The organism is Myroides sp., assembly GCF_032073645.1.
GTDB classification, from domain to species: Bacteria; Bacteroidota; Bacteroidia; order Flavobacteriales; family Flavobacteriaceae; genus Flavobacterium; species Flavobacterium odoratimimum.
Map to the genome: position 1 here is coordinate 65,171 of NZ_DAMANB010000015.1, position 20,523 is coordinate 85,693.

16 protein-coding genes and 1 pseudogene are annotated in these 20,523 nt (G+C 36.2%); 6 read left to right on the forward strand and 11 right to left on the reverse strand.

Going from position 1 to position 20,523, the window contains the following annotated elements:
- The first annotated feature begins 19 nt into the window (after window positions 1-19).
- Both RT228_RS11890 and argH read left to right on the forward strand, forming a co-directional pair.
- On the forward strand, window positions 20-1,078 hold the full coding sequence (locus RT228_RS11890; protein WP_006260425.1) for a M20 family metallo-hydrolase: 1,059 nt from the start codon (window positions 20-22) through the stop codon (window positions 1,076-1,078).
- Window positions 1,079-1,081: 3 nt separating this feature from the next.
- Window positions 1,082-2,413 (forward strand): argininosuccinate lyase, encoded by a 1,332-nt coding sequence (gene argH / locus RT228_RS11895; protein WP_006260424.1) that lies wholly within the window; start codon window positions 1,082-1,084, stop codon window positions 2,411-2,413.
- 936 nt (window positions 2,414-3,349) lie between these two features.
- On the opposite strand, the gene RT228_RS11900 is transcribed toward argH, so the two are convergent.
- Complete coding sequence (locus tag RT228_RS11900; protein WP_313138688.1) at window positions 3,350-4,402, reverse strand: ferredoxin--NADP reductase; 1,053 nt, start codon at window positions 4,400-4,402, stop codon at window positions 3,350-3,352.
- A gap of 321 nt (window positions 4,403-4,723) precedes the next feature.
- Between RT228_RS11900 and RT228_RS11905 the strand changes: the two are divergent.
- Window positions 4,724-7,186 (forward strand): annotated as a pseudogene (locus RT228_RS11905) (DUF5686 and carboxypeptidase regulatory-like domain-containing protein).
- 136 nt (window positions 7,187-7,322) lie between these two features.
- Here the strand turns inward: RT228_RS11905 and pheS are convergent.
- Window positions 7,323-8,339: a phenylalanine--tRNA ligase subunit alpha gene (pheS, locus tag RT228_RS11910; RefSeq protein ID WP_036471075.1), complete on the reverse strand. Its 1,017-nt coding sequence runs from the start codon at window positions 8,337-8,339 to the stop codon at window positions 7,323-7,325.
- 86 nt (window positions 8,340-8,425) lie between these two features.
- A complete protein-coding gene (locus tag RT228_RS11915) occupies window positions 8,426-8,782 on the reverse strand; it encodes a hypothetical protein (protein ID WP_006258004.1) in 357 nt (118 codons plus the stop codon).
- 95 nt (window positions 8,783-8,877) lie between these two features.
- Between RT228_RS11915 and RT228_RS11920 the strand changes: the two genes are divergently transcribed.
- Complete coding sequence (locus tag RT228_RS11920; protein ID WP_006258005.1) at window positions 8,878-9,420, forward strand: CvpA family protein; 543 nt, start codon at window positions 8,878-8,880, stop codon at window positions 9,418-9,420.
- Here the strand turns inward: RT228_RS11920 and RT228_RS11925 are convergent.
- The 8 genes from RT228_RS11925 to RT228_RS11960 all read right to left on the reverse strand — a co-directional run bounded on the left by RT228_RS11925 (window position 9,417) and on the right by RT228_RS11960 (window position 18,459).
- The gene (locus RT228_RS11925; RefSeq protein WP_006258006.1) at window positions 9,417-10,175 is read right to left on the reverse strand and encodes a tetratricopeptide repeat protein; all 759 of its coding nucleotides are present in this window, start codon (window positions 10,173-10,175) and stop codon (window positions 9,417-9,419) included. The two genes, RT228_RS11920 and RT228_RS11925, sit on opposite strands and share 4 nt — an antisense overlap.
- Before the next feature lie 6 nt (window positions 10,176-10,181).
- On the reverse strand, window positions 10,182-11,942 hold the full coding sequence (locus tag RT228_RS11930; protein ID WP_006260421.1) for a BatD family protein: 1,761 nt from the start codon (window positions 11,940-11,942) through the stop codon (window positions 10,182-10,184).
- Between the two features lie 6 nt (window positions 11,943-11,948).
- A complete protein-coding gene (locus RT228_RS11935; protein ID WP_006258008.1) occupies window positions 11,949-12,824 on the reverse strand; it encodes a tetratricopeptide repeat protein in 876 nt (291 codons plus the stop codon).
- Window position 12,825: 1 nt separating this feature from the next.
- Complete coding sequence (locus RT228_RS11940; protein ID WP_006258009.1) at window positions 12,826-13,857, reverse strand: VWA domain-containing protein; 1,032 nt, start codon at window positions 13,855-13,857, stop codon at window positions 12,826-12,828.
- Window positions 13,858-13,863: 6 nt separating this feature from the next.
- Complete coding sequence (locus tag RT228_RS11945; protein WP_006260420.1) at window positions 13,864-14,868, reverse strand: vWA domain-containing protein; 1,005 nt, start codon at window positions 14,866-14,868, stop codon at window positions 13,864-13,866.
- A gap of 2 nt (window positions 14,869-14,870) precedes the next feature.
- Window positions 14,871-16,493 carry a BatD family protein gene (locus RT228_RS11950; protein WP_006260419.1) on the reverse strand — a complete coding sequence of 541 codons (1,623 nt, stop codon included), beginning with the start codon at window positions 16,491-16,493 and terminating at the stop codon, window positions 14,871-14,873.
- A 5-nt stretch (window positions 16,494-16,498) separates the two neighbouring features.
- A complete protein-coding gene (locus RT228_RS11955; protein ID WP_006258012.1) occupies window positions 16,499-17,362 on the reverse strand; it encodes a DUF58 domain-containing protein in 864 nt (287 codons plus the stop codon).
- A gap of 92 nt (window positions 17,363-17,454) precedes the next feature.
- Complete coding sequence (locus RT228_RS11960; RefSeq protein WP_006258013.1) at window positions 17,455-18,459, reverse strand: AAA family ATPase; 1,005 nt, start codon at window positions 18,457-18,459, stop codon at window positions 17,455-17,457.
- Window positions 18,460-18,628: 169 nt separating this feature from the next.
- Between RT228_RS11960 and RT228_RS11965 the strand changes: the two genes are divergently transcribed.
- Together RT228_RS11965 and RT228_RS11970 are read left to right on the forward strand one after the other, a co-directional pair.
- The gene (locus RT228_RS11965) at window positions 18,629-19,777 is read left to right on the forward strand and encodes a DUF5929 domain-containing protein (protein ID WP_006260418.1); all 1,149 of its coding nucleotides are present in this window, start codon (window positions 18,629-18,631) and stop codon (window positions 19,775-19,777) included.
- Window positions 19,770-20,510 carry a metallophosphoesterase family protein gene (locus tag RT228_RS11970; protein WP_006260417.1) on the forward strand — a complete coding sequence of 247 codons (741 nt, stop codon included), beginning with the start codon at window positions 19,770-19,772 and terminating at the stop codon, window positions 20,508-20,510. Before RT228_RS11965 ends, RT228_RS11970 begins: the two co-directional genes overlap by 8 nt.
- Window positions 20,511-20,523: the final 13 nt, after the last annotated feature.

A 20,523-nucleotide genomic window follows, 5' to 3' on the forward strand; every position in this document is an offset into this window, starting at 1 on the left:
ATAACTATACAAAACCACAATGAAAGACAACTTATCACAACAGGCAATAGCTTTATTAGAAAGCCTTATAGCATCTCCATCTTTTAGTAAAGAAGAGCACTTGACTTCTGATCTAATCGCTAACTTTTTAGAGTCTCATGGAGTAGTTATTCACCGAGAGCTTTTTAATGTATGGGCGTTTAATAAGCACTATGATCCGAGTAAGCCTACGATCTTATTGAACTCTCACCATGATACTGTGAGACCAAATAAAGACTATACTCGTGACCCTTTTAAGCCTGAGATTATAGATGGCAAGTTGTTCGGATTGGGGAGTAATGATGCTGGAGGGTGCTTGGTCTCTTTAATCGCTACATTTCTTCACTTCTATGAGAAAGAAGGAATGAAGTATAACTTCTGTATCGCTGCTACGGCAGAAGAAGAGATATCGGGGAATGATGGCTTGGAATTTGTAATACCTAAATTAGGAGAATTAGAATTCGCTATCGTAGGAGAACCTACACAAATGCATTTAGCTGTAGCAGAACGTGGACTGATGGTACTCGACTGTGTAGCTCATGGGCGCTCAGGACATGCAGCGCGTAATGAAGGAGACAATGCGATATTTAAAGCAATAAAAGATATAGAGTGGTTTAATACCTATCAGTTCCCTAAGGTATCTGAAGAGTTTGGACCTATCAAGATGAGTGTAACGATGATCAATGCAGGTACACAGCATAATGTGGTGCCTTCTACTTGTGATTTTGTAGTAGATGTACGTGTGACAGATGCTTATACAAACGAAGAAGTATTAGAGATGGTGAGACAGCATGTAGACTGCGAGGTTAATGCGCGTTCTACTCGACTAAAGCCTTCGTCTATAGCTAAAGATCACCCTATCGTACAGGCGGGTATAGCACTAGGTAGAGAGACGTATGGCTCACCTACAACGAGTGACCAAGCCTTGTTAAGTATTCCATCGCTTAAGTGTGGACCTGGCGACTCTGCTCGCTCGCATACAGCAGACGAATTCGTCTATGTAAAGGAGATAGAAGAGGGAATAGCCTTGTATATAGAGATGTTAACGCAAATCGTGTAGCAAATGAAATTATGGCAAAAAAACACTACTGTAGATAGTAATGTAGATACCTTCACAGTAGGACAAGATAGAGTGTTAGATATGAACCTAGCGGCATTTGACGTTATGGGGTCACTAGCACATACACAGATGTTAGAAAGTATAGGGCTATTAGAGTCAGAAGACTTAGACCTTATCCAAAAAGAATTAAAACAGATATACCAAGAGATATTAGCTGGTCAATTCGAGATAGAAGATGATGTAGAAGATATACACTCTCAAGTAGAGTTATTATTGACTAGGAGAATAGGTGAAGCTGGTAAGAAGATACATTCAGGACGTTCTAGAAACGACCAAGTATTAGTAGACCTTAAACTTTATTTTCGCCATGAGATAGAGGAGATAGTTACTAAGACGAAGGAGGTATTTGATACACTACAGCAATTGAGTAATCAGTATAAAGATGTTTTACTGCCTGGTTATACGCATTTACAAATCGCAATGCCTTCGTCATTTGGCTTGTGGTTTGGGGCGTATGCAGAGAGCCTTGTAGACGATTTAGAGATGATGCTAGCTGCGTGGAAGGTTACGAATAAGAACCCATTGGGTTCGGCTGCGGGCTATGGTTCATCATTTCCACTAAACAGGCAGATGACTACAGAACTATTAGGCTTCCAGTCTATGAACTATAATGTAGTCTATGCACAGATGGGCAGAGGGAAGACGGAGCGTATCTTAGCACAAGGACTAAGTGCTATTGCAGCTACTTTAGCTAAGTTCGCGATGGATGGATGCTTGTATATGAGTCAGAACATGGGTTTTATCAAATTCCCAGATCATTTGACTACAGGTTCGAGCATTATGCCACATAAGAAGAATCCAGACGTTCTAGAGCTTATTCGTTCAAGATGTAATAAGATACAAGCCTTGCCTAACGAAATAGCCTTAATGACTACTAATTTGCCTTCTGGGTACCACAGAGATCTTCAGTTATTAAAAGAGAACTTGTTCCCAGCTTTCACGTCATTAAAAGAGTGTTTAGATATTCTTAAACTGATGTTGAACAATATAGAGGTGAATAAAGAGATATTAAGCGATCCGAAATACGACTATTTGTTTAGCGTTGAGGTAGTGAATGATTATGTACTAAAGGGGATGCCTTTTAGAGAAGCATATAAAGAGATAGGGCTGTCGATAGAGGCAGGCACTTATCAACCGTCAAAAGAGGTAAACCATACACATGAAGGTAGTGTAGGTAACCTGATGAATGAAGCAATCAAAGGAGAGTTTGACCGTGTGTACACGTCATTCAACTTTGACCAAGTAAATGAGAAACTAGTAAGTTTAGTGTTGTGATAGATTGAAAGAGGCTTTTCCACGCGGTGGGAGAGCCTCTTACTATTTATTAATTTATCACTGTTAACTATAATTGATTTAGGGCTGTATGAAGTATAATGCTTCGTACAGCTCTTTTTTTATAATTTATAATTAGTTATATATCAACTTAGTTATCGTTTTTCGTGTCACATCTCATGGTATGTTTTCTTTTTACGTTTGTTTCTTTTAAATATAAAATTATGAATACAAAAGAGAAATTATTACATGATATGTTGTCATGTTCAAGATGTTTTAAACACGACGTATATATTCTTTATACAGTAATTCAGTTACATTCACGTGTTTTAAATATGAAGATACTAAACAAAGAGGATAATGAAATGATAGAAAGTAACTATAGAGTATTGAAGAGTTTAAGAAGCCCTTTTGATAAGGATAAAAAACTTATAGATGTTTACACATATATAGTTATAGGCTGCATTTTTAATATTTTATATGATTCTGTAAAATGGAAATTACCTTTAAAAAGAAGTGGTTTCAGGTACAAAAAATTATTGTAATAAGATAGTTTTTGGTAGTAGAGCTATATGTGAAATGTTAGAATAGCTAATATAATGTTATTAGCTATAATTGATTTAGGGCTGTATGAAGTATAATGCTTTGTACAGCTCTTTTTTATTGTGATGTTTTAATGTGTTTTATATTTCGACCCGGATTTGCAATCTGAGTATTATTTCTAAAGTATTAAATGTGCTTTTATTACCTTTTTTTGTGGGGTGGTCGGCATGTGGTCGGCATGTGGTCGGCATGTGATGGGCATTTGGTCGGCTTAAAAGTACCAAAAATAGCCTATCACTAGCCTATCATATAGGGAGCAATAGACTATCACCTCGGAGTATTATCGCAAAAAAAAGCTCTCCACTGTGGGAGAGCTTAGATTATATCGTATATCTATTATATATCGTCGTAGTCTACATAGATTTCGTCTGATGTAACGATAGCTTGACATGATAGGATAAGTCCGTCTGCTATCTCATCATCTGTAAGGATGCTGTTCTTCTTCATCACAGCAGATCCTTTAACGATCTTACACATACATGAGCTACAGATACCACCCTGACATGAGTATGGAGCATCTATACCGGCTTTAAGCACACCGTTTAGTAATACTTCACTCTTCGGCATCTCGAAGCTAGCTTCTTCGTTATCTACTAGTGCAGTCACCTTAGTAGTACCTCCTTCTGCCTGTACAGGGTTTACACCATCTGTGTTAGGAGTGAAGATCTCAAAAGCAATTTTGTCTTTAGCAACTCCTCTATCTTGTAGAGTAGCACTTACAGTATCGATCATGTCTTCTGGACCACATAAGAAGAAACGAGCGAACGCTACATCTTTGTGTTTGTTGTTTACTACGAAGTTGATTGCTGCTTTATCTATACGTCCGAAGATAGAATCGTTCTCTCTAATACGAGAGTAAACGAAGTGGATGAATAGACGCTCTGCGTATTGTTCTTGTAGTTTGTATAATTCGTCGTGGAAGATAGCCTCTTCCGCATTTTTATTACCGTATACTAGTACGAACTTGCTGTTAGGCTCTTGCTCTAATACTGTCTTTAGTATAGACATCACAGGAGTGATACCGCTACCTGCTGCAAAGGCTGCATAGTTATTAGCTACTGAATCATTTGGCTCAAAAGTGAATCTTCCTTCTGGGCTTTCTACTTCTAGCTGATCACCAGCTTTCAGTGTGTCATTAGCAAATGTAGAGAACACACCGTGTTCTACTTTTTTTACTGCTACACGTACTTCTCCACTAGTAGGAGTAGAGCAGATAGAGTAAGCTCTACGAATCTCTTTCCCCTCGTGTTGGTATTTAATATTAAGATATTGACCTGCTGTGAATGCAAATTCCTCTTTTAGGTTGGCAGGAATATCAAATGTTATTGATACTGCATTAGGAGTCTCTCTGCGAACTTCTTTTACAGTTAATAGGTTGAATCTTGACATAGGTAGTTTAGTTTGAACTGACAAAAATACAAAAGAGAATGAGTTAAAGGTGTATTTAATGTTATAATGACTAATTCTTTTACAGTTAATTAACGCTTTAGAACTTTCTCTACTTAGGTATTGTCTTATTCTGAGTGAGTATATAGTGGTATGAAGTCAATGAATATGAAGGTTAGCGATGTGATGAGGTATGATCACTGTATGAAGAGTTCTGTTATTTAGTATAATATCATGGTCAAGGTGTAACAATGCAATAAATACAATGTCTAATAGTTACTATTAAATAAAACCTAACCAATGAAACAATTTGTTACACTTTTTATGCTTTTGTTTGGCTTGACTGTATTCGGTCAACTAAAGGGAAGTATAAAAGACAAAGAGGGTAAGCCCATTAGTTATACTACGGTATATCTAGAAAAAAGCCAACAGAATACAATAAGTAATGAACAAGGACTATATGAATTAAGCTTACCTCAGAAGGGGGAGTACACAATCGTATATCAATTCTTAGGCTATAAGACGCTGCGAAAGAATATTACCTATACAGGAGTTGCCCAAGAGGTAAATGTGGTACTGGAGTCTGAAGACTTCATACTAGAAGATATCGTGATCACAGCTGGTAAGAATCCTGCAGATGATCTGATCCGTCTAGCGATAAAGAACAAGCAGAAGAATACAGAAGGAATGTCTGCTTTCACTGCAGATTTTTACTCTAAAGGGATGCTGAAGACGCTGAAGATGTCTAAGTTTTTTCAAAAGAAGGTACAGGTGAATGGCAGTGGATTATCTGGTTTGGATTCACTAGGTAGAGGGATAGTGTATCTGTCAGAGACGGTGTCTAGCCTAAAGTATCAAAAACCACATAAACTAAAGGAACATATCATCGCGTCTAAGGTAAGTGGGAGCAATAGTGGATATAGCTTTAATACTGCGGATGAGTCCTTCTATGACTTCTATGATAATCATATCGTGATCGGAGATATGGATACTAAACTAATCTCTCCGATAGCAGATGCAGCGTTCTCATACTATAAGTACAGGCTAGAGGCTACCTTCAGAGATCAAGGGGTATTGATTAATAAAATCAAGGTAACGCCTAAGTCATCAGTTCAGCCTGTGTTCTCAGGTGATCTATACTTAGTAGATGGGATAGGGGCTATCTATGGTATAGATTTAAAAGTAACGGGAGTAAGTGTACAGTAACCACTGATAGAAGAGATCAATGTGAGTCAGAACTTTAGTTATAATGAGGAGAATAAGAGCTGGGTGAAGCGCTCGCAGAACCTTGACTTAGTGTTTGGAGCATTAGGAGTACGGATACAAGCCGTGTTCTTAAGTGTGTTTAACAATTATAACTTCACACCTAATTTCACTAGAGCGAGCTTTGATAAAGAGATTTTATCCTTTGCGAAGGATGTGAATAAGAAAGGGGATGATTTCTGGAAAGAGAATAGATTATTTGCTTTGTCAGAAGAGGAGTTGAATGATTATCGAGTGAAGGATAGTATCAGAATAATTAAGGAGTCTCCTGCATATAAAGATAGTATTCGCAAAAAGCACAATAGATTTAAGATAGGTGATGTGTTCGGTGGGTATAACTATAGAGGAGAAGATAATAAGTATAGCATCGGCTACACAGGGTTAATAGGGATGGATAAACCTGGATTTAATACTGTGCAGGGGTTCAATATGAAGACGGATGTGTATGGTTCTATCTACGATAAGGATAAGATAGGGTATACGTATGGTAAAGCTAGTTTTGGCTACGGGTTTGCCTCTGATAGGCTGAGAGTGTATGGAAAGCTATTGCGCCAGTTTAAGGGAGCGTCTAAGTCAGCAGTATATATAGAAGGAGGAAGTAAGATAGAACAGTATAATAAGGAGAATATACCTGAACTACTAAATACTGCATTCTCCCTATTAATGAGAAAGAACTATGCGAAGTACTATAATCACAATGATGTGTATGTGGGGTATTACGGTCAGTTCTTCAATGAAGCTCTAAAGGTACACAGTGCGATAGGGTATGAGGATAGAAGCCCGCTGTATAATAATGCGAATGGCTCATTCTATAAGGGTAGTAGAGCTTATACCTCTAATGATCCACTAGCTCCTCTAGATATGAACAGTAGCCCGATCACGAATCATCATCTATACAAGTTTAGAGTTGGTACTACGCTATCCTTAGGGATGAACTATGTAAGCTATCCTACTAAGCGTATCTATATGCGCAATCCTAACTATCCTCTGATAGAGGTGAACTATGAAAAGGGATTCAGTGGTAGTGAGAAAGGATTAGAATACGATAAGCTGGAAGCTAGGTTTAGCCAAGGACTAACGGTGAGTAATAAAGGGAGATTTGAGTATAATGTATTGATGGGTAAATATTTTGGTGCTGATGGTATCTCTTATGTGGATAGAAAACACTTCACAGGTAACGAGACTCATCTAAACATCACGAATGATAGACTGACTTCATTTAACTTATTGCCATATTATGCTCTAAGTACGAATAAGTCTTATGTAGAGAGTCATTTTGAGTATGATTTTAAAGGATTCTTGATTAATAAGGTTCCTTTGCTAAGAGAGACAGGATGGAATGTAGTATTGGGCTACCACAATGCGATGGTAAGCGATATAAAGCCATATCACGAGTTTACAGCAGGTCTGTCTAACTTCGGATTTGGTAAGATTAATTTCTTCCGTATAGACTATGTACGCTCTTATCAAGGAGGAACGTTTACTAAAGACGGTATTATGATAGGAGTGAAGAAGAGTTTCTAGTTAATCATCCAGTATTGTTAGATATATATAGCCCTTATAATCCATGTAGTGATTATAAGGGTCTATATGTAAAGGGATATAAAAAAACACCTCATCTAGATCAGATGAGGTGTTTTTACTATATATCGTTTTCTTATTAGAAGTTCGATTTAAATTGTTCTAAGAAACGTACATCGTTCTCAAAGAACATACGGATATCTCCGATTTGGTATAATAGCATAGCTATACGCTCTATCCCCATACCAAAGGCAAAACCACTGTACTCAGTAGGGTCGATATTACAGTTCTTAAGAACGTTAGGGTCAACCATACCACATCCCATGATCTCTAACCACCCTGTACCTTTAGTAATACGGTAGTCTGTCTCAGTCTTTAATCCCCAATAGATATCTACCTCAGCACTAGGCTCAGTAAATGGGAAGTATGATGGACGTAATCTAATCTTAGATTTACCAAACATCTCTTTAGTGAAGTATAACAAAGTCTGTTTTAAGTCAGCAAAAGAAACATCTTTATCAATGTAAAGACCTTCTACTTGGTGGAATATACAGTGTGAACGAGATGATATAGCTTCGTTTCTAAATACACGCCCTGGAGATATAGTTCTCAGTGGTGGTGTATTCTTCTCCATATAACGAGTCTGTACAGATGAGGTATGTGTACGTAATAGTTGTTCTGGATTCGTCTGAACGAAGAATGTATCTTGCATATCACGAGCTGGGTGATACTCTGGGAAGTTCAACGCAGAGAAGTTATGCCAATCATCTTCAATCTCAGGACCTTCAGAGATATTAAAACCAATGTTATTAAATATATCAACGATTTGGTTCTTCACTAATGAAATAGGGTGTCTAGACCCAATCTCTAGAGGGTAACCTGGACGTGTTAAGTCTCCATAAAGACCTTGCACATCTTTAGATTCTAGTTCATCTTGAATAGATTTTACTTTATTCTCGACAGTGCTTTTTAATAGATTGATAGCTTGACCAAACTCTTTTTTCTGCTCATTAGGCACCGTTTTAAAGTGTGCAAATAAGTCGTTTAAAATTCCTTTTTTAGATAAGAATTTAATTCTAAATGTTTCAAGCGTCTCTTTGTTATCGGTGTTAAAGTGTTCCGCTTCACCGATGTATTCTTTTATTTTATCTATCATCTTAAGTAAAGTAAAAAGCAAATTTACTGCTTTTCAATTAGACATAAAATTATAAACAGCTATAATTTTTATAATTGTTTCTTATGTTAGTCAATAAACTTACTTTCTAAGAAGTAATTGACTATCGCTTCTTTCATTAAAACCGATTGTTCACCTGCTTTAAGGCTAGGTAGGTTTTCTTTTACATTATAGTGTGGCCATCCGTCTTGGTCAAAGTGATCAAACTCGTAATAACCATAAGGTTCTAATAGACGACAGATAGCAATATGCATTAAGTTCACTTTGTCGTCTTTTTTATATCTCTTTTTGATTTTACCTAGTTCTTGTACTCCGATTAAATATATGATAGCTTCTAAGTCTAGTGTCTCTCCGTCTCCGAATCGGTCAGATACTTTCTGAACGACAGCGTCCCATCTAGCTTTTAATTGTTCATCTCTTGCCATATTGTTAGTTGTAATGGTGACAAATATACTACAGTTCTGCTCTATTGTAATTAATAGAATTGTAATATCTTCGCACAGAATATATTTGAGTATTTATGTTTTTAGATATTATATGCCTTATCGCCGTTATTTTTGCTATTATAAAAGGAGCTAGAGATGGTTTTTTTATTTCAGTAGTTTCTTTTCTATCTCTATTTATCGGAATAATAGGAGCATTGAAATTCTCAAATATTATCAAAGAATTTCTGATGAATTCTCTAGGATGGGAGTCACCTTCTATTCCTTTACTCGCTTTTGTTTTGGCTTTTGTGTTGGCAGTATTAGCTGCACGCTTCATCGCTCAGTTAGCAACTAAGTTTGTACAAGCGGTATTCTTAGGGCTGTTCAACAGACTTTTTGGGGCTGTATTTCAGATCTTGATTGTGATCCTAGTAGGAAGTATCTTTCTCTCTATATTCGATGAGGTTAACGCGATATTTAAGTTCGTTAGTCATGAAACATTAATGAACTCTACTAGTTATAAAATATATGTATCTCTGTCTGAGTCTGTACTACCTAGTTTATACGATTTAGTTAAATCTTTATTCTCTAAGAGTATCGATATGATACAGGATATAAAAGAACCCGAAACGATCTAGATATACTTAATCGTATTCTCTTCTATCCATCCTTCTTGCTGATCATCTAGTTTCACTCTGATCCACAATGCTTTTTTCTCTAAGATATACACCTTAGTACCCTCGTGTAGTTCTTTTAGTGTACGAGAGGTGTTCTTCGCTTCTTCTTTAAGGTTTACTTTTTCAGTAAATAAGATAGCAGCTGTAGTCTTAGAAGCATACTTCTGCTCAAATGTAGCTGCGTAGACACTACCTCCTATCACTAGGATAGAAACAAGCATCAATACAAAGCTAATACGCTTAATAGTACTGCTGTGATTCAGATAATATACCACAAAACACAATAGTACTACAAAGGACATCACTGTGGCTAGTGTAGCCCATTGGTCAACGGATAGCTTCCCTAATGACTGGTGAAGTATGTCTTCGTTATCATACTGCTTCACTATCGTAATATCGTCTATAAGTTCTTTGCGTGCATAGTTTAGATTAGTCTCTATAGCAGTGTCACTAGGATTAAGCTTTAAGGCCTTCTCATAGTAATAAACAGCATTGACGTAATCGCGTGTTTTATAATAAGCATTCGCTAGATTAAAGAATACTTCTGGTGAAGAAGCTTCTTGTTTCTCTATGGCTTTAAAGGCTGTGATTGCTTCACTATATTTTTCTTTTTGATACAAGGCATTCCCCTTGTCAAATTGTTGTTTCCAAGAATCCGTTTGTGCCCATGTATGAAAGCTCAAAACAAATATAAAAAGAGTGATGATGTGTTTCATGTTGGTCTATTTGAATTGTTTTTCTAGTTCAGAGATTACTGTAATCGCATTGTCATAATCCTTATTGATATTAACCTGATCAGTCGGAGCGTAACGAGCCCATTCACAAGCGTTCTTTATATCCATAAAGTTCTTAATGGCTTCTTCAGTAATATTTCTATCTGTTAGAATCTCTGTAATGTTTTCATTGCTCATCTCACTAGTCACCATGTCTAGCTTCGCTTTTAGGAAGTTGTGCAGACAGCGCTCTAGTGCTTCATAGAACAATTCTTTGTTATTGATGTTTTTCTTCGCTTCTCCTAAGTATTTCCTAGCTAGTCTATTGTTGTTTCTCAATCGGATACCATCTGTGTCTGACGCATATCTACGACGCTGTATCACTACAAGTAAGAATAGCGGTATAGCTGCGAATGGCAGTACTGTAAGGGCGTAGAATAACGTAGTGTCCCAATACGTACTAGTAGATGCTTCTACTACTGTAGGTGTAGCTTTATTCGGTTGGAACAATTCGCTCTTATCTACTACGTCTGTGTCTTTTGCTTCTGTATTAGTTGGTAGGGTAGGCCCTTCTAGTACATTAATCGCTAAGCTGTCAATGTGAATAGTCTTATACTTCTTAGTACTTAAGTCAAAATATGAGAACTCCATAGGGTCAATCATATAATCCCCTTTATACTGAGGGATAATGATGTAATCGTTCACTCTGCTACCTTGCATACCATGTACCCCAGAAGTAATCTTATCTGAACTAGTAGGGTCATACATCTCTAGAGCAGAGTGCGCAGTAGGGGTGGGAATGGTCAATAAATCCAAGTTACCCTTACCTGCAACTTCAACTTTTAGGTTTAGTTGCTCGCCTGATTTAAGGCTTGTCTTAGTAGGAGTTACTTTAAATGTAAATGTCCCAACACCTCCAGAGAAGTTGTCAGGCTTACCTGCTTTAGGAAGGTCTTTCGCCTTGATAGTTACTCTACCTGTACTGTATTCTTTCTCCATATACCCAAACTCAGGATATCCGAAGAAGTCACGTCTACCTGTAGGAACTTCTGCCTGTATCATTAACTCAAGAGGATCTATACTAAGATTGCCTGCTTCTTGGGCCATTAATACATCTTGCTTTAATACAATGTAGTTATAATCTGTCCCTTTATACTTACCTAGCTTCACTTCAGGTCGTCTAGGGATGTCTACATTGTGCACCCAGAACTTCTCATAAGTAGGTATTTTTCTTCCTGTATATCCTGCGATATTGGTATTGAAGTACAGTTTATACGTTATCGTTACAGGTTCGTTTATATAAGGATTCTGATTCGTCACCTCAGCGACTAGATGTATTTCATCTAGAGCTTTCTGCTGTACTTGATTATATTGCTGTCTAGGATCTTGCTTTGCTACAGCGTCAGATACTGTAATGGTAATCGGTTTGGTTTTATAGACCTGTCCATCTATTTCTATAGATGCTGAACCTATAGATAGAGTTCCTTTCTTCTTCGGTTGTAAGAAGTAAGAATAGGTTTTATTAAAAGACTTTTTACCATTTGTCCAAGCGTAGCTAACAGATTGGTTAGGCCCTCCAACTACAGTGAAATTGTCAAAACGAGGTGGAGAGAAGTTATCTCCATCTTGGTTCATAGCAAAGTCAACGCGAACATTGTCGTTAAGCGGTATGTTATCTCTACTTACTGTTGCTTCAAAGCTGATTTGAGCTAAGATTGCTTGGGTGCAAATCAGAGCGAATAATAATATGTAGTAACGCAGTGTTTTCATTGTATTCTACCAGTCTTTTTTTCTTTGTTCATTTTGTCCAGCAGGTTGTCCTTTCTCTGGTTTACCACCTTTAGGGCCTCTATTAATTAGCCTCTGCTGTACATCTTTTTCATTTTTATTCATCGCATCTAATATTCGATCCATCTGATCTTGATTAGGTGTTTTAGGGGTATTCTGTTTAGGTTGATCTTTCTTGTCTTGGTCTCCTTTATCGTCTTTATCTTTATCATTCTGACCATCTTTGTTCTTGTCATCCTGATCTCCTTTATCATTTTGATCTTGATCTTTCTTGTCTTGGTCTCCTTTATCCCCTTTGTCTTTATTATCTTTATTTTGGTCTTGATCTTTGTTGTCCTTGTTTTGGTCTTTATTCTGATCTTGATTATCCTTATTCTGATCTTTGTTTTGGTCTTGATTATCCTTGTTGTCTTGATTGTCTTGAGGATTCTCTTTGTTCATTTTCTTCGCTACAGCGTAGTTATAACGAGTCTCATCATCTTTAGGATTGTTTAATAAAGCCTTTTTGTAAGCTTGTTCTGCTGCTTGATAATTCTTAGATTTCATATAAGCATTCCCCAAGTTATGATAGGCTTGGTGCTTAGCTTCTTTGGTTGTCGCTTTTTGTATGGCTCTAAGGTAGGCAGCTTCTGCTTCTTTGGTTAATTGCTGTTTGTATAAAGAGTTTCCTAAGTTATAATCAGCTACAGACTTACTGTCTTTAGAATTAGCTATTCTATAAGAAGATTCTGCATGAGTATAATGTTTGTTCTCGAATACTTCATTACCTGTGCTCAGTGCTCTACCAGCAGACTGTGCAAATGAGTAAGCAGTAAACAATAAAAATATCGTGATGTAGAATGAGTTTTTCATAATTAATCGCATGCTATTCTTTTTCATTGAACAAATTAAGTTTCTTCATCCAGATAGTCTTTCTTTCTAGTATGAATAAATCGATAAAGATCAGTAAGAAAGCAAATCCTAAGAACCACTGATATTGAGATTGGTACTCTGCGATTTGTTGATCTTCAAAATCTGTTTTTTCTATTTTGCTAAGGTCGTTTTTAATAAGGTCTACAATCTCTTGCGTATTCGAACCGTAATAATACTTTCCTCCAGTAGCATCAGCTATATATTTAAGTGTAGATGGATTGAGCTTTGTAGTAACGATCTCATTGTTCCAATCTCTTTTATATTCTACGCCTTTAGGTGTCTTAATAGGGATAGGCCCTCCTGCCTCTGTTCCTACACCGATGGTGATAATCTTTACTTTCTTTTCTTTTGCTATTTTGATAGCATTCTCCATTTCTTCTCCGTGGTCTTCTCCATCAGAGATAAGGATCATGACTTTGCTTGTATTGGGATTGTCATAGAAATTAGAAGCTACATAGATAGCGTCCTCAAATGCGGTACCTTGTGAAGAGACCATATCTGTGTTCATCGTCTGAAGATACATCTTAGCAACGTAATGATCTGTAGTGATAGGCAACATCGGGAATGCTGTACCTGCATATCCTACTATACCTATTCTATCTGGTCCTAGATTATTGATAATCTGAGAGACTAGTTGTTTCATCTTTGCCAATCTATCAGGAGCCATATCCTGAGCTAACATACTCTTAGATACGTCTAATGTGAATACGATATCAACACCTTGTCTTTTGACTGTAATAACCTTTGTTCCTATCTTAGGATTGATTAAAGCAATTACAATAGATATTAGAGCTACTAGATAAATAGATGCCTTAATGATTGGTTTATTCTTAGATTGATTAGGTGCCAAAGTTTTAATTGCTTTAGCTGTAGCAAATGATTGTTGCTTCTTTTTCTTCCACAAGATATCCCCAATAAAGATTAAAATCAATATTGCTATGATTGAAAATAGAAAAAGATATTGTTTATTGTCTAACTCCCACATAATCTATTATATGAATCCTCTGAATAATGTTTTTTGTAATGTGAAATCAATACACAATAGAATAAAAGCAAGTAACACTAAGAATTGAAACTTGTCATCAGATTTAACGAACTTCTGTTCGTCAATCTTCGTTTTCTCTAATTGATTGATTTCTTCATAAATTGCTTTAAGCTTACTAGTATCTGTTGCTCTAAAGTATTTACCTCCTGTTGTCTTTGCGATAGACTTCATAAGCTCTTCATCTAGTTCTACAGGTACTTTCTCATATACTATTTCACCGTTCTCTCTTATTCCTACTGGAGATTCTGCTAACCCATTAGTACCGATACCAATAGTATATACTTTAATATTGTATTCTTTAGAGATCTCAGCAGCTAATGTAGGGTCTACTGTACCTGTATTATTGACACCATCTGTAAGAAGTATGATAATCTTACTTTTAGCAGGGCTGTCTTTTAATCTGTTTACTGATGTCGCTAAACCTACACCTATAGCAGTACCATCTCTTAGTACATTGTCATATTTTATACTCTTAAGATCATTTAGTATCAGTAATTTATCACTAGTCACTGGCGTCTTAGTATATGCTTCAGCAGCATAAATAACTAATCCTATACGATCTGTCACACGCTGTGATACGAAGTCTGCAGCTACAGTTTTTAATGCTTCTAAACGGTTTGGTTTTAGATCTCGTGCTAACATACTTCCTGATACGTCCATAGCCATCACGATATCGATACCATGCGTAGAGTGTATCTGTGAATCTACATTCACGATTTGAGGCCTAGCCATACCTACTATAATGGCACTAAGGGCTAGTACTCGTAAGATAATAGAAATAGGCAATAACTTTACTAATAGTGAAGTATGCTCTTGTACACCTTGTATAGTGCTTAGCTTGACAGTAGCACGCTGTTTCTTTCTGTTTTTATACCATACAAATAAGACTATTGGTAATAGTATAAATAGCCAGAAGAACTCAGGATTGGCAAAAGTTATATTCTGTATCATTGTTATTTCTCCTCTTTTTTATACTGTATTGAATCAAACATACGTTCTACTAGCTTAGGAGCTATCTCATCTTCTGCTAGATAGAATATCCATACTTGATCTTTGTTAGCACCATTGTCTGTTAATACTCCTTCGAACATTACTTTCTCTTCTACTTGATTAGTAGGGTTCTTGAATGCAAACTCACCATAAACAAGTGTCCCGAGAATACCATTTGCATTCTCAAAGCGTTCATCTTTATACTCTAAGTTTTCTATTTTATTGTTTTGTGTCAGCAATGAAATAGAATAAGTAATCAATTCCTTATCAGTATATTTATATTCCTTAGTGGTAACTACATTATTTAATACAATGTGAATAGGGTCTTCTAGTACACCATATTTAAATTGATTAAGTGATGATATACCATCAGGTTTTCCTTCTTGCAATAAAGGTTCATTCTTACGGATTAGAACTTCAGGAGTTGAGATAGTCAGTCCTGGAGCAGTACCGTACGTACTAGTAATCCATTCTTTGTTCATCAGTTTCTTCGTATTGTTGAATGTAAACCAATGATAGTCTTCTTTAGCAGAAGTATTGATAATATACACTATCCCAGTCACAACAACTAAGAATGCTGTGATGGCTGTAGGGATCCATATACGTATTCTTTTCTTTTTCTTTTTACTTTCCTCTCTTCTTCTGATTAACTCTGTTTGTGTTGCAGCAGAGATAGGATAAGCCGTATTGATACTGTCTATGACATTCTGTATCTTAGAAGTATCTGCTGTTATTTCGCCTTCAGTAGGTTGAGACTTAGCGAACTTAACTAAGTCTGCGGACTCTAGAACTCGTTTTAATTCTTTAATTACGACAGGATCTAGCTTTACCTTCTTATCATTTAAAGTAGCCTTAAGAATAGTGATAATTTCGAAAGTCGTCAATTCTTTTGCTGAGATTCCAAAAGTATCTTCTATAAACCCTCTAGTGATAATACTCATATCAGAATAGTATGGTTTAGCATCACCTCTATTCCAGTTTTTCTTCTCTTCTAGTTTCTTAAGTTTTTTAACTGCTTTCTCATAAGGAGTTTTGTATTTATCATCCTCCGTAAGGTTCTTCTCTTGTTGTCTTCTGATATAGATATAGATACCTATCCCCGCTAGTATGGCAATGAAGATAAACAGTAGATAATACCAATCTGTAGAGAAAGAAGCTCCTTCTTTAGAGATTGACTTGATCTCATATAGAGGTTGTTTTAATGTATCTACTGCTACATCTTGTACATGTATCTGTATAGAGTCTGTATGAAATAGCTTAGCATCTACTATAACAGGTACAGCAGGAATACTAAAATCACCTGGGTCGAATTGAGTCAAGTGATATTTCTTAATAAGCTCCTGTGTATTATCATTCTTAATCGTATCAATAGGGAATGACTCTACTACATCAAAGTTCCCTATCTGTTCTGTTGCAGGAAATGTAATTAAACTCCCTGTGTTAGAATGGGCCTTTATGGTGTATAGAAAGGTGTCTCCTATTTTTATAGCAGTAGTATCTACTTGCGTTTCTACTCTATTTTGAGCTAGAGTAGAGAAAGTAGCAACTAAAAAAATAATAGCGATATGTAGAAAATTAGATTTCATTGTCCTTATCTCGATTTAAAGTATCCTAGTAATTTTTTGACATAACTATCATTTACTTCAATATTGATAGTTCCTGCTCCACATTTTTGAAATACTTTGGTAAAGTTTTCTTCTTGCTTGTGGAAGTGAGAAGCATAGGCTTTTCTTACACTAGCATCAGAAGTATTGATTAACTGTTCTGTATGAGTCTCTGCATCGAATACATTGATAAGACCTACATTAGGAAGTTCTTTCTCTCTTTTATCGTAGATTCTTATGCCTGTAATATCGTGTTTTTTTGCCGATATCCTTAAAGTCTGTTCAAAAGAGTGTGTAATGAAGTCTGAAAGCACAAAGACAATAGCTTTCTTCTTGACTACCTTCGAGAGATACTCAAGAGCAAAGCCTACATCTGTCTTTAGACTTTTAGGTTTGAAGTCGATAAGCTCTCTGATTATTCTCAGCACATGTGTTTTTCCCTTTTTAGGAGGAATGAATAACTCTATCTGATCAGAGAACAGTATTAGACCTATTTTATCATTGTTTTGAGTAGCAGAGAAGGCAAGTGTAGCAGCTATTTCGAGTACAATATCCTCTTTAAACTGATCAGTAGACCCGAACGCTTCCGAACCACTCACATCCACTAAGAGCATCATTGTTAACTCACGCTCTTCTTCGAATACTTTGATATAAGGCTCATTATAACGTGCAGTAACATTCCAGTCTATAGCCCTTACATCATCGCCAAATTGATATTGACGCACCTCTGAGAAGGTCATACCTTTCCCTTTAAAAGAAGTGTGATACTCTCCCGAAAAAATATGGTCACTTAATCGCTTTGTTTTTATTTCGATCTTCTTGACCTTCTTTAAGATATCTTTGGTTTCCATGACTATACAGCTTTCAAATTAACAAAATCATCAAAACCTATCTACACTTAACTATAAATAGGTTTTGTATATTAAAAGTTATCCTTGTTCTACTAAGGAACTTCTATTTCATTTACGATTTGGTTAATAATATCTACAGAAGTAATATTCTCAGCCTCTGCTTCATAAGTAACCCCGATTCTATGGCGTAATACATCTATTACTACTGCTCTCACATCTTCTGGAATTACATACCCTCTCTTTTTGATAAAAGCGTAACATTTAGCTGCTAGAGCTAAGTTGATACTTCCACGAGGAGATGCACCGAAGCTAATCATAGGTTTTAACTTCTCTAGTTTAAATTGTTCTGGATAACGAGTAGCGAAGATAATATCTAAGATATACTTCTCTATTTTCTCATCCATATATACTTTCTTAACAGCTTCTTGAGCTCGTTGTATTTGTTCTAGAGTTACTACAGCATTAACTTGAGGTTTCTCACCAGCTAAGTTTTGACGGATAACAAGTCTTTCATCCTCTAATTTAGGATAATCAATAACTGTCTTAAGCATAAAACGGTCCATCTGTGCCTCTGGTAGAGGGTAAGTACCTTCTTGCTCCACTGGGTTTTGAGTAGCCATAACTAAGAATGGCTTGTCTAGTTTGAAAGTGTCATCACTGATAGTTACTTGTTTCTCTTGCATCGCTTCTAGTAATGCAGATTGTACCTTAGCAGGAGCACGGTTAATCTCATCCGCTAGAATGAAGTTAGCGAATATAGGTCCCTTTCTGATCGAAAAGTCATTTTCTTTTACGTTATAGATCATTGTACCGATAACGTCTGCTGGTAATAAGTCAGGCGTAAACTGGATGCGGTTAAATGTTCCATGTACTGCTTTAGATAAAGTATTAATGGCTAAAGTTTTTGCTAATCCAGGTACTCCTTCTAGTAGAATATGCCCCTGTCCTAACAAACCAATTAAAAGTCTATCGATCATATGTTTCTGACCAACAATAACTTTATTCATCTCCATGGTTAGGATATCGATAAATGCACTCTCTCTTTCTATTAATTCGTTTAATTCACGGATATCATAATTAGATCCTGTTGTGTCCATATCTATAGTTTTTTTTCTAAAGTAATATACTTTTCTGATTCTTACCGCAAATTCAAAAAATATTCTCTATTAAGTTGTTAATGTATGGTTAAATATAACAAAGAGGTTTCTGATTTAGGTCTGAATTGTGAGTTTCTTTTTATAATTTTAAGAACAAAACAAGAATGTTGTGATTAATAAGCGATTACTTATTAAAAATTTACTAGCGCATTATGATGAGAATAGCTTTTATGATAAGAAGAGGCAACTCAATCTGCACAGTAAATCAGGCAAAGCTAAGTTTTTAAAACATATCTGTGCTTTAGCGAATTCAAATCCAGACAATAGCTCCTATTTATTAGTAGGGATAGAAGATGAAGATAACGAAATAGTAGGTGTAGACTTCTATGATGACAGTAAGATTCAGAACTTAGTCAACGCTTATTTAGATAACCCTCCGCTTATCATCTATGATAATGTGGCTTTTAATGACCTACCCAAAGATAAGGTAGTAGGTCTTGTCTCTATTCGATCAGGTATCGGTCTAACGACGTTTAAGCGGTCAATCAGTGAGATAGCAGAAGGAAGTTATTTCGTGAGGATAGGCAGTACCTCTGTTCCTGATGCAGTAGTACCTCGTAGCACGAATAGGGAAATAGTAAAAAGCATAGAGAAGAACTCTCAGAATGATCTAGCGAGTATCTTAGATAGTGTTATCACCTTTATGACAGATACGCATCGAGATATGAAGCCGAGATATAATGTTTTTAGAGAACAATTTATCATCTGTTGGGCAGGTAATAAAAAGATGGTTAGGGGGATGCCTTTTTATTCTAGAGTAGATATAGAGTTTGTCAATGAGCAGATTAAGTTGTTTTATTCAGATCTTGACTCTGTCACGATTGCGTATAATGGGCATAAGTTTGTGATAACAGAGTATCTAAATCTAGGGCTGAATGATAAGACGAGTTATTACCCATTCGAAGAAGTGATGATCTCCTTCTCAGAGAACGGGACTTATTCTATGACCAACACAGTCTTGTTTAAAGCACCATCCTATAACAGGAATATCCTTGGGCATATCTACGGATCTAGTCTTAATGTTATTTATAAACTTCAGAACAACCTTAAACTGACTTCTAAGGAAGAACGTGTGTTGGGTAAACTATGTTTTAATATGATGCTGTGTTACCTAAACGGTTTTGAAGATGCTAAAGATGAACTAATCTCCGTTAAAGATTATCTAAAATATTCGAATGACCCTCAGCTCTTTATAGCCTTTAAGGAAGTAATGCGTATCTTGCGTAAACTGAAATACGAAACAGAAATAGATGAGTAGAACACTAGTTATAGGAGATATACACGGTGGTTATAAGGCGCTATTACAAGTGATGGAACGTGCAAAAGTAACCCCTTCAGATAAATTAATTTTTTTAGGAGACTATGTAGATGGATGGAGTGAATCTGAGAAGGTAGTAGAGTATTTATTAGCTTTGAAGGAGACACATAATTGTACATTCTTAAGAGGTAACCATGAGACGCTTTTAGTGAATTGGTTAGAAACAGGTAAGGAGAATAAACTATGGGAAGGCAATGGAGGAGACGCTTCTGTTAAATCTTATTCTTTAGACAATATCACAAAAGAAATGAGAGAGAAGCATCTCCATTTCTTTAGAAGCTTACAGAACTATTATATCGATGAGAACAATAGACTCTTCGTTCATGCAGGTTTTACGAACTTAAGAGGGGTGAAGGACGAGTATATTGAAGAAGGCCTTTATTGGGACAGAACGTTATGGGAGATGGTATTATCTATGGATACAACGATCAGTAAGGAAGACATTAGATATCCGAAGAGATTATTACATTATCATGAAATCTTTATAGGGCATACACCTGTTACTAATTATGGTTTTAAGCATCCTATGAACTTTGCCAATGTATGGAATATAGATACAGGAGCAGCATTCTTAGGACGTATTTCTATTCTAGATATAGAGACAAAGGAGTATTGGCAGAGCGATGTAGTCGCTGAGCTATACCCAGATGAGGAGGGAAGGAACCATAAATAAAAAACACTTTTAT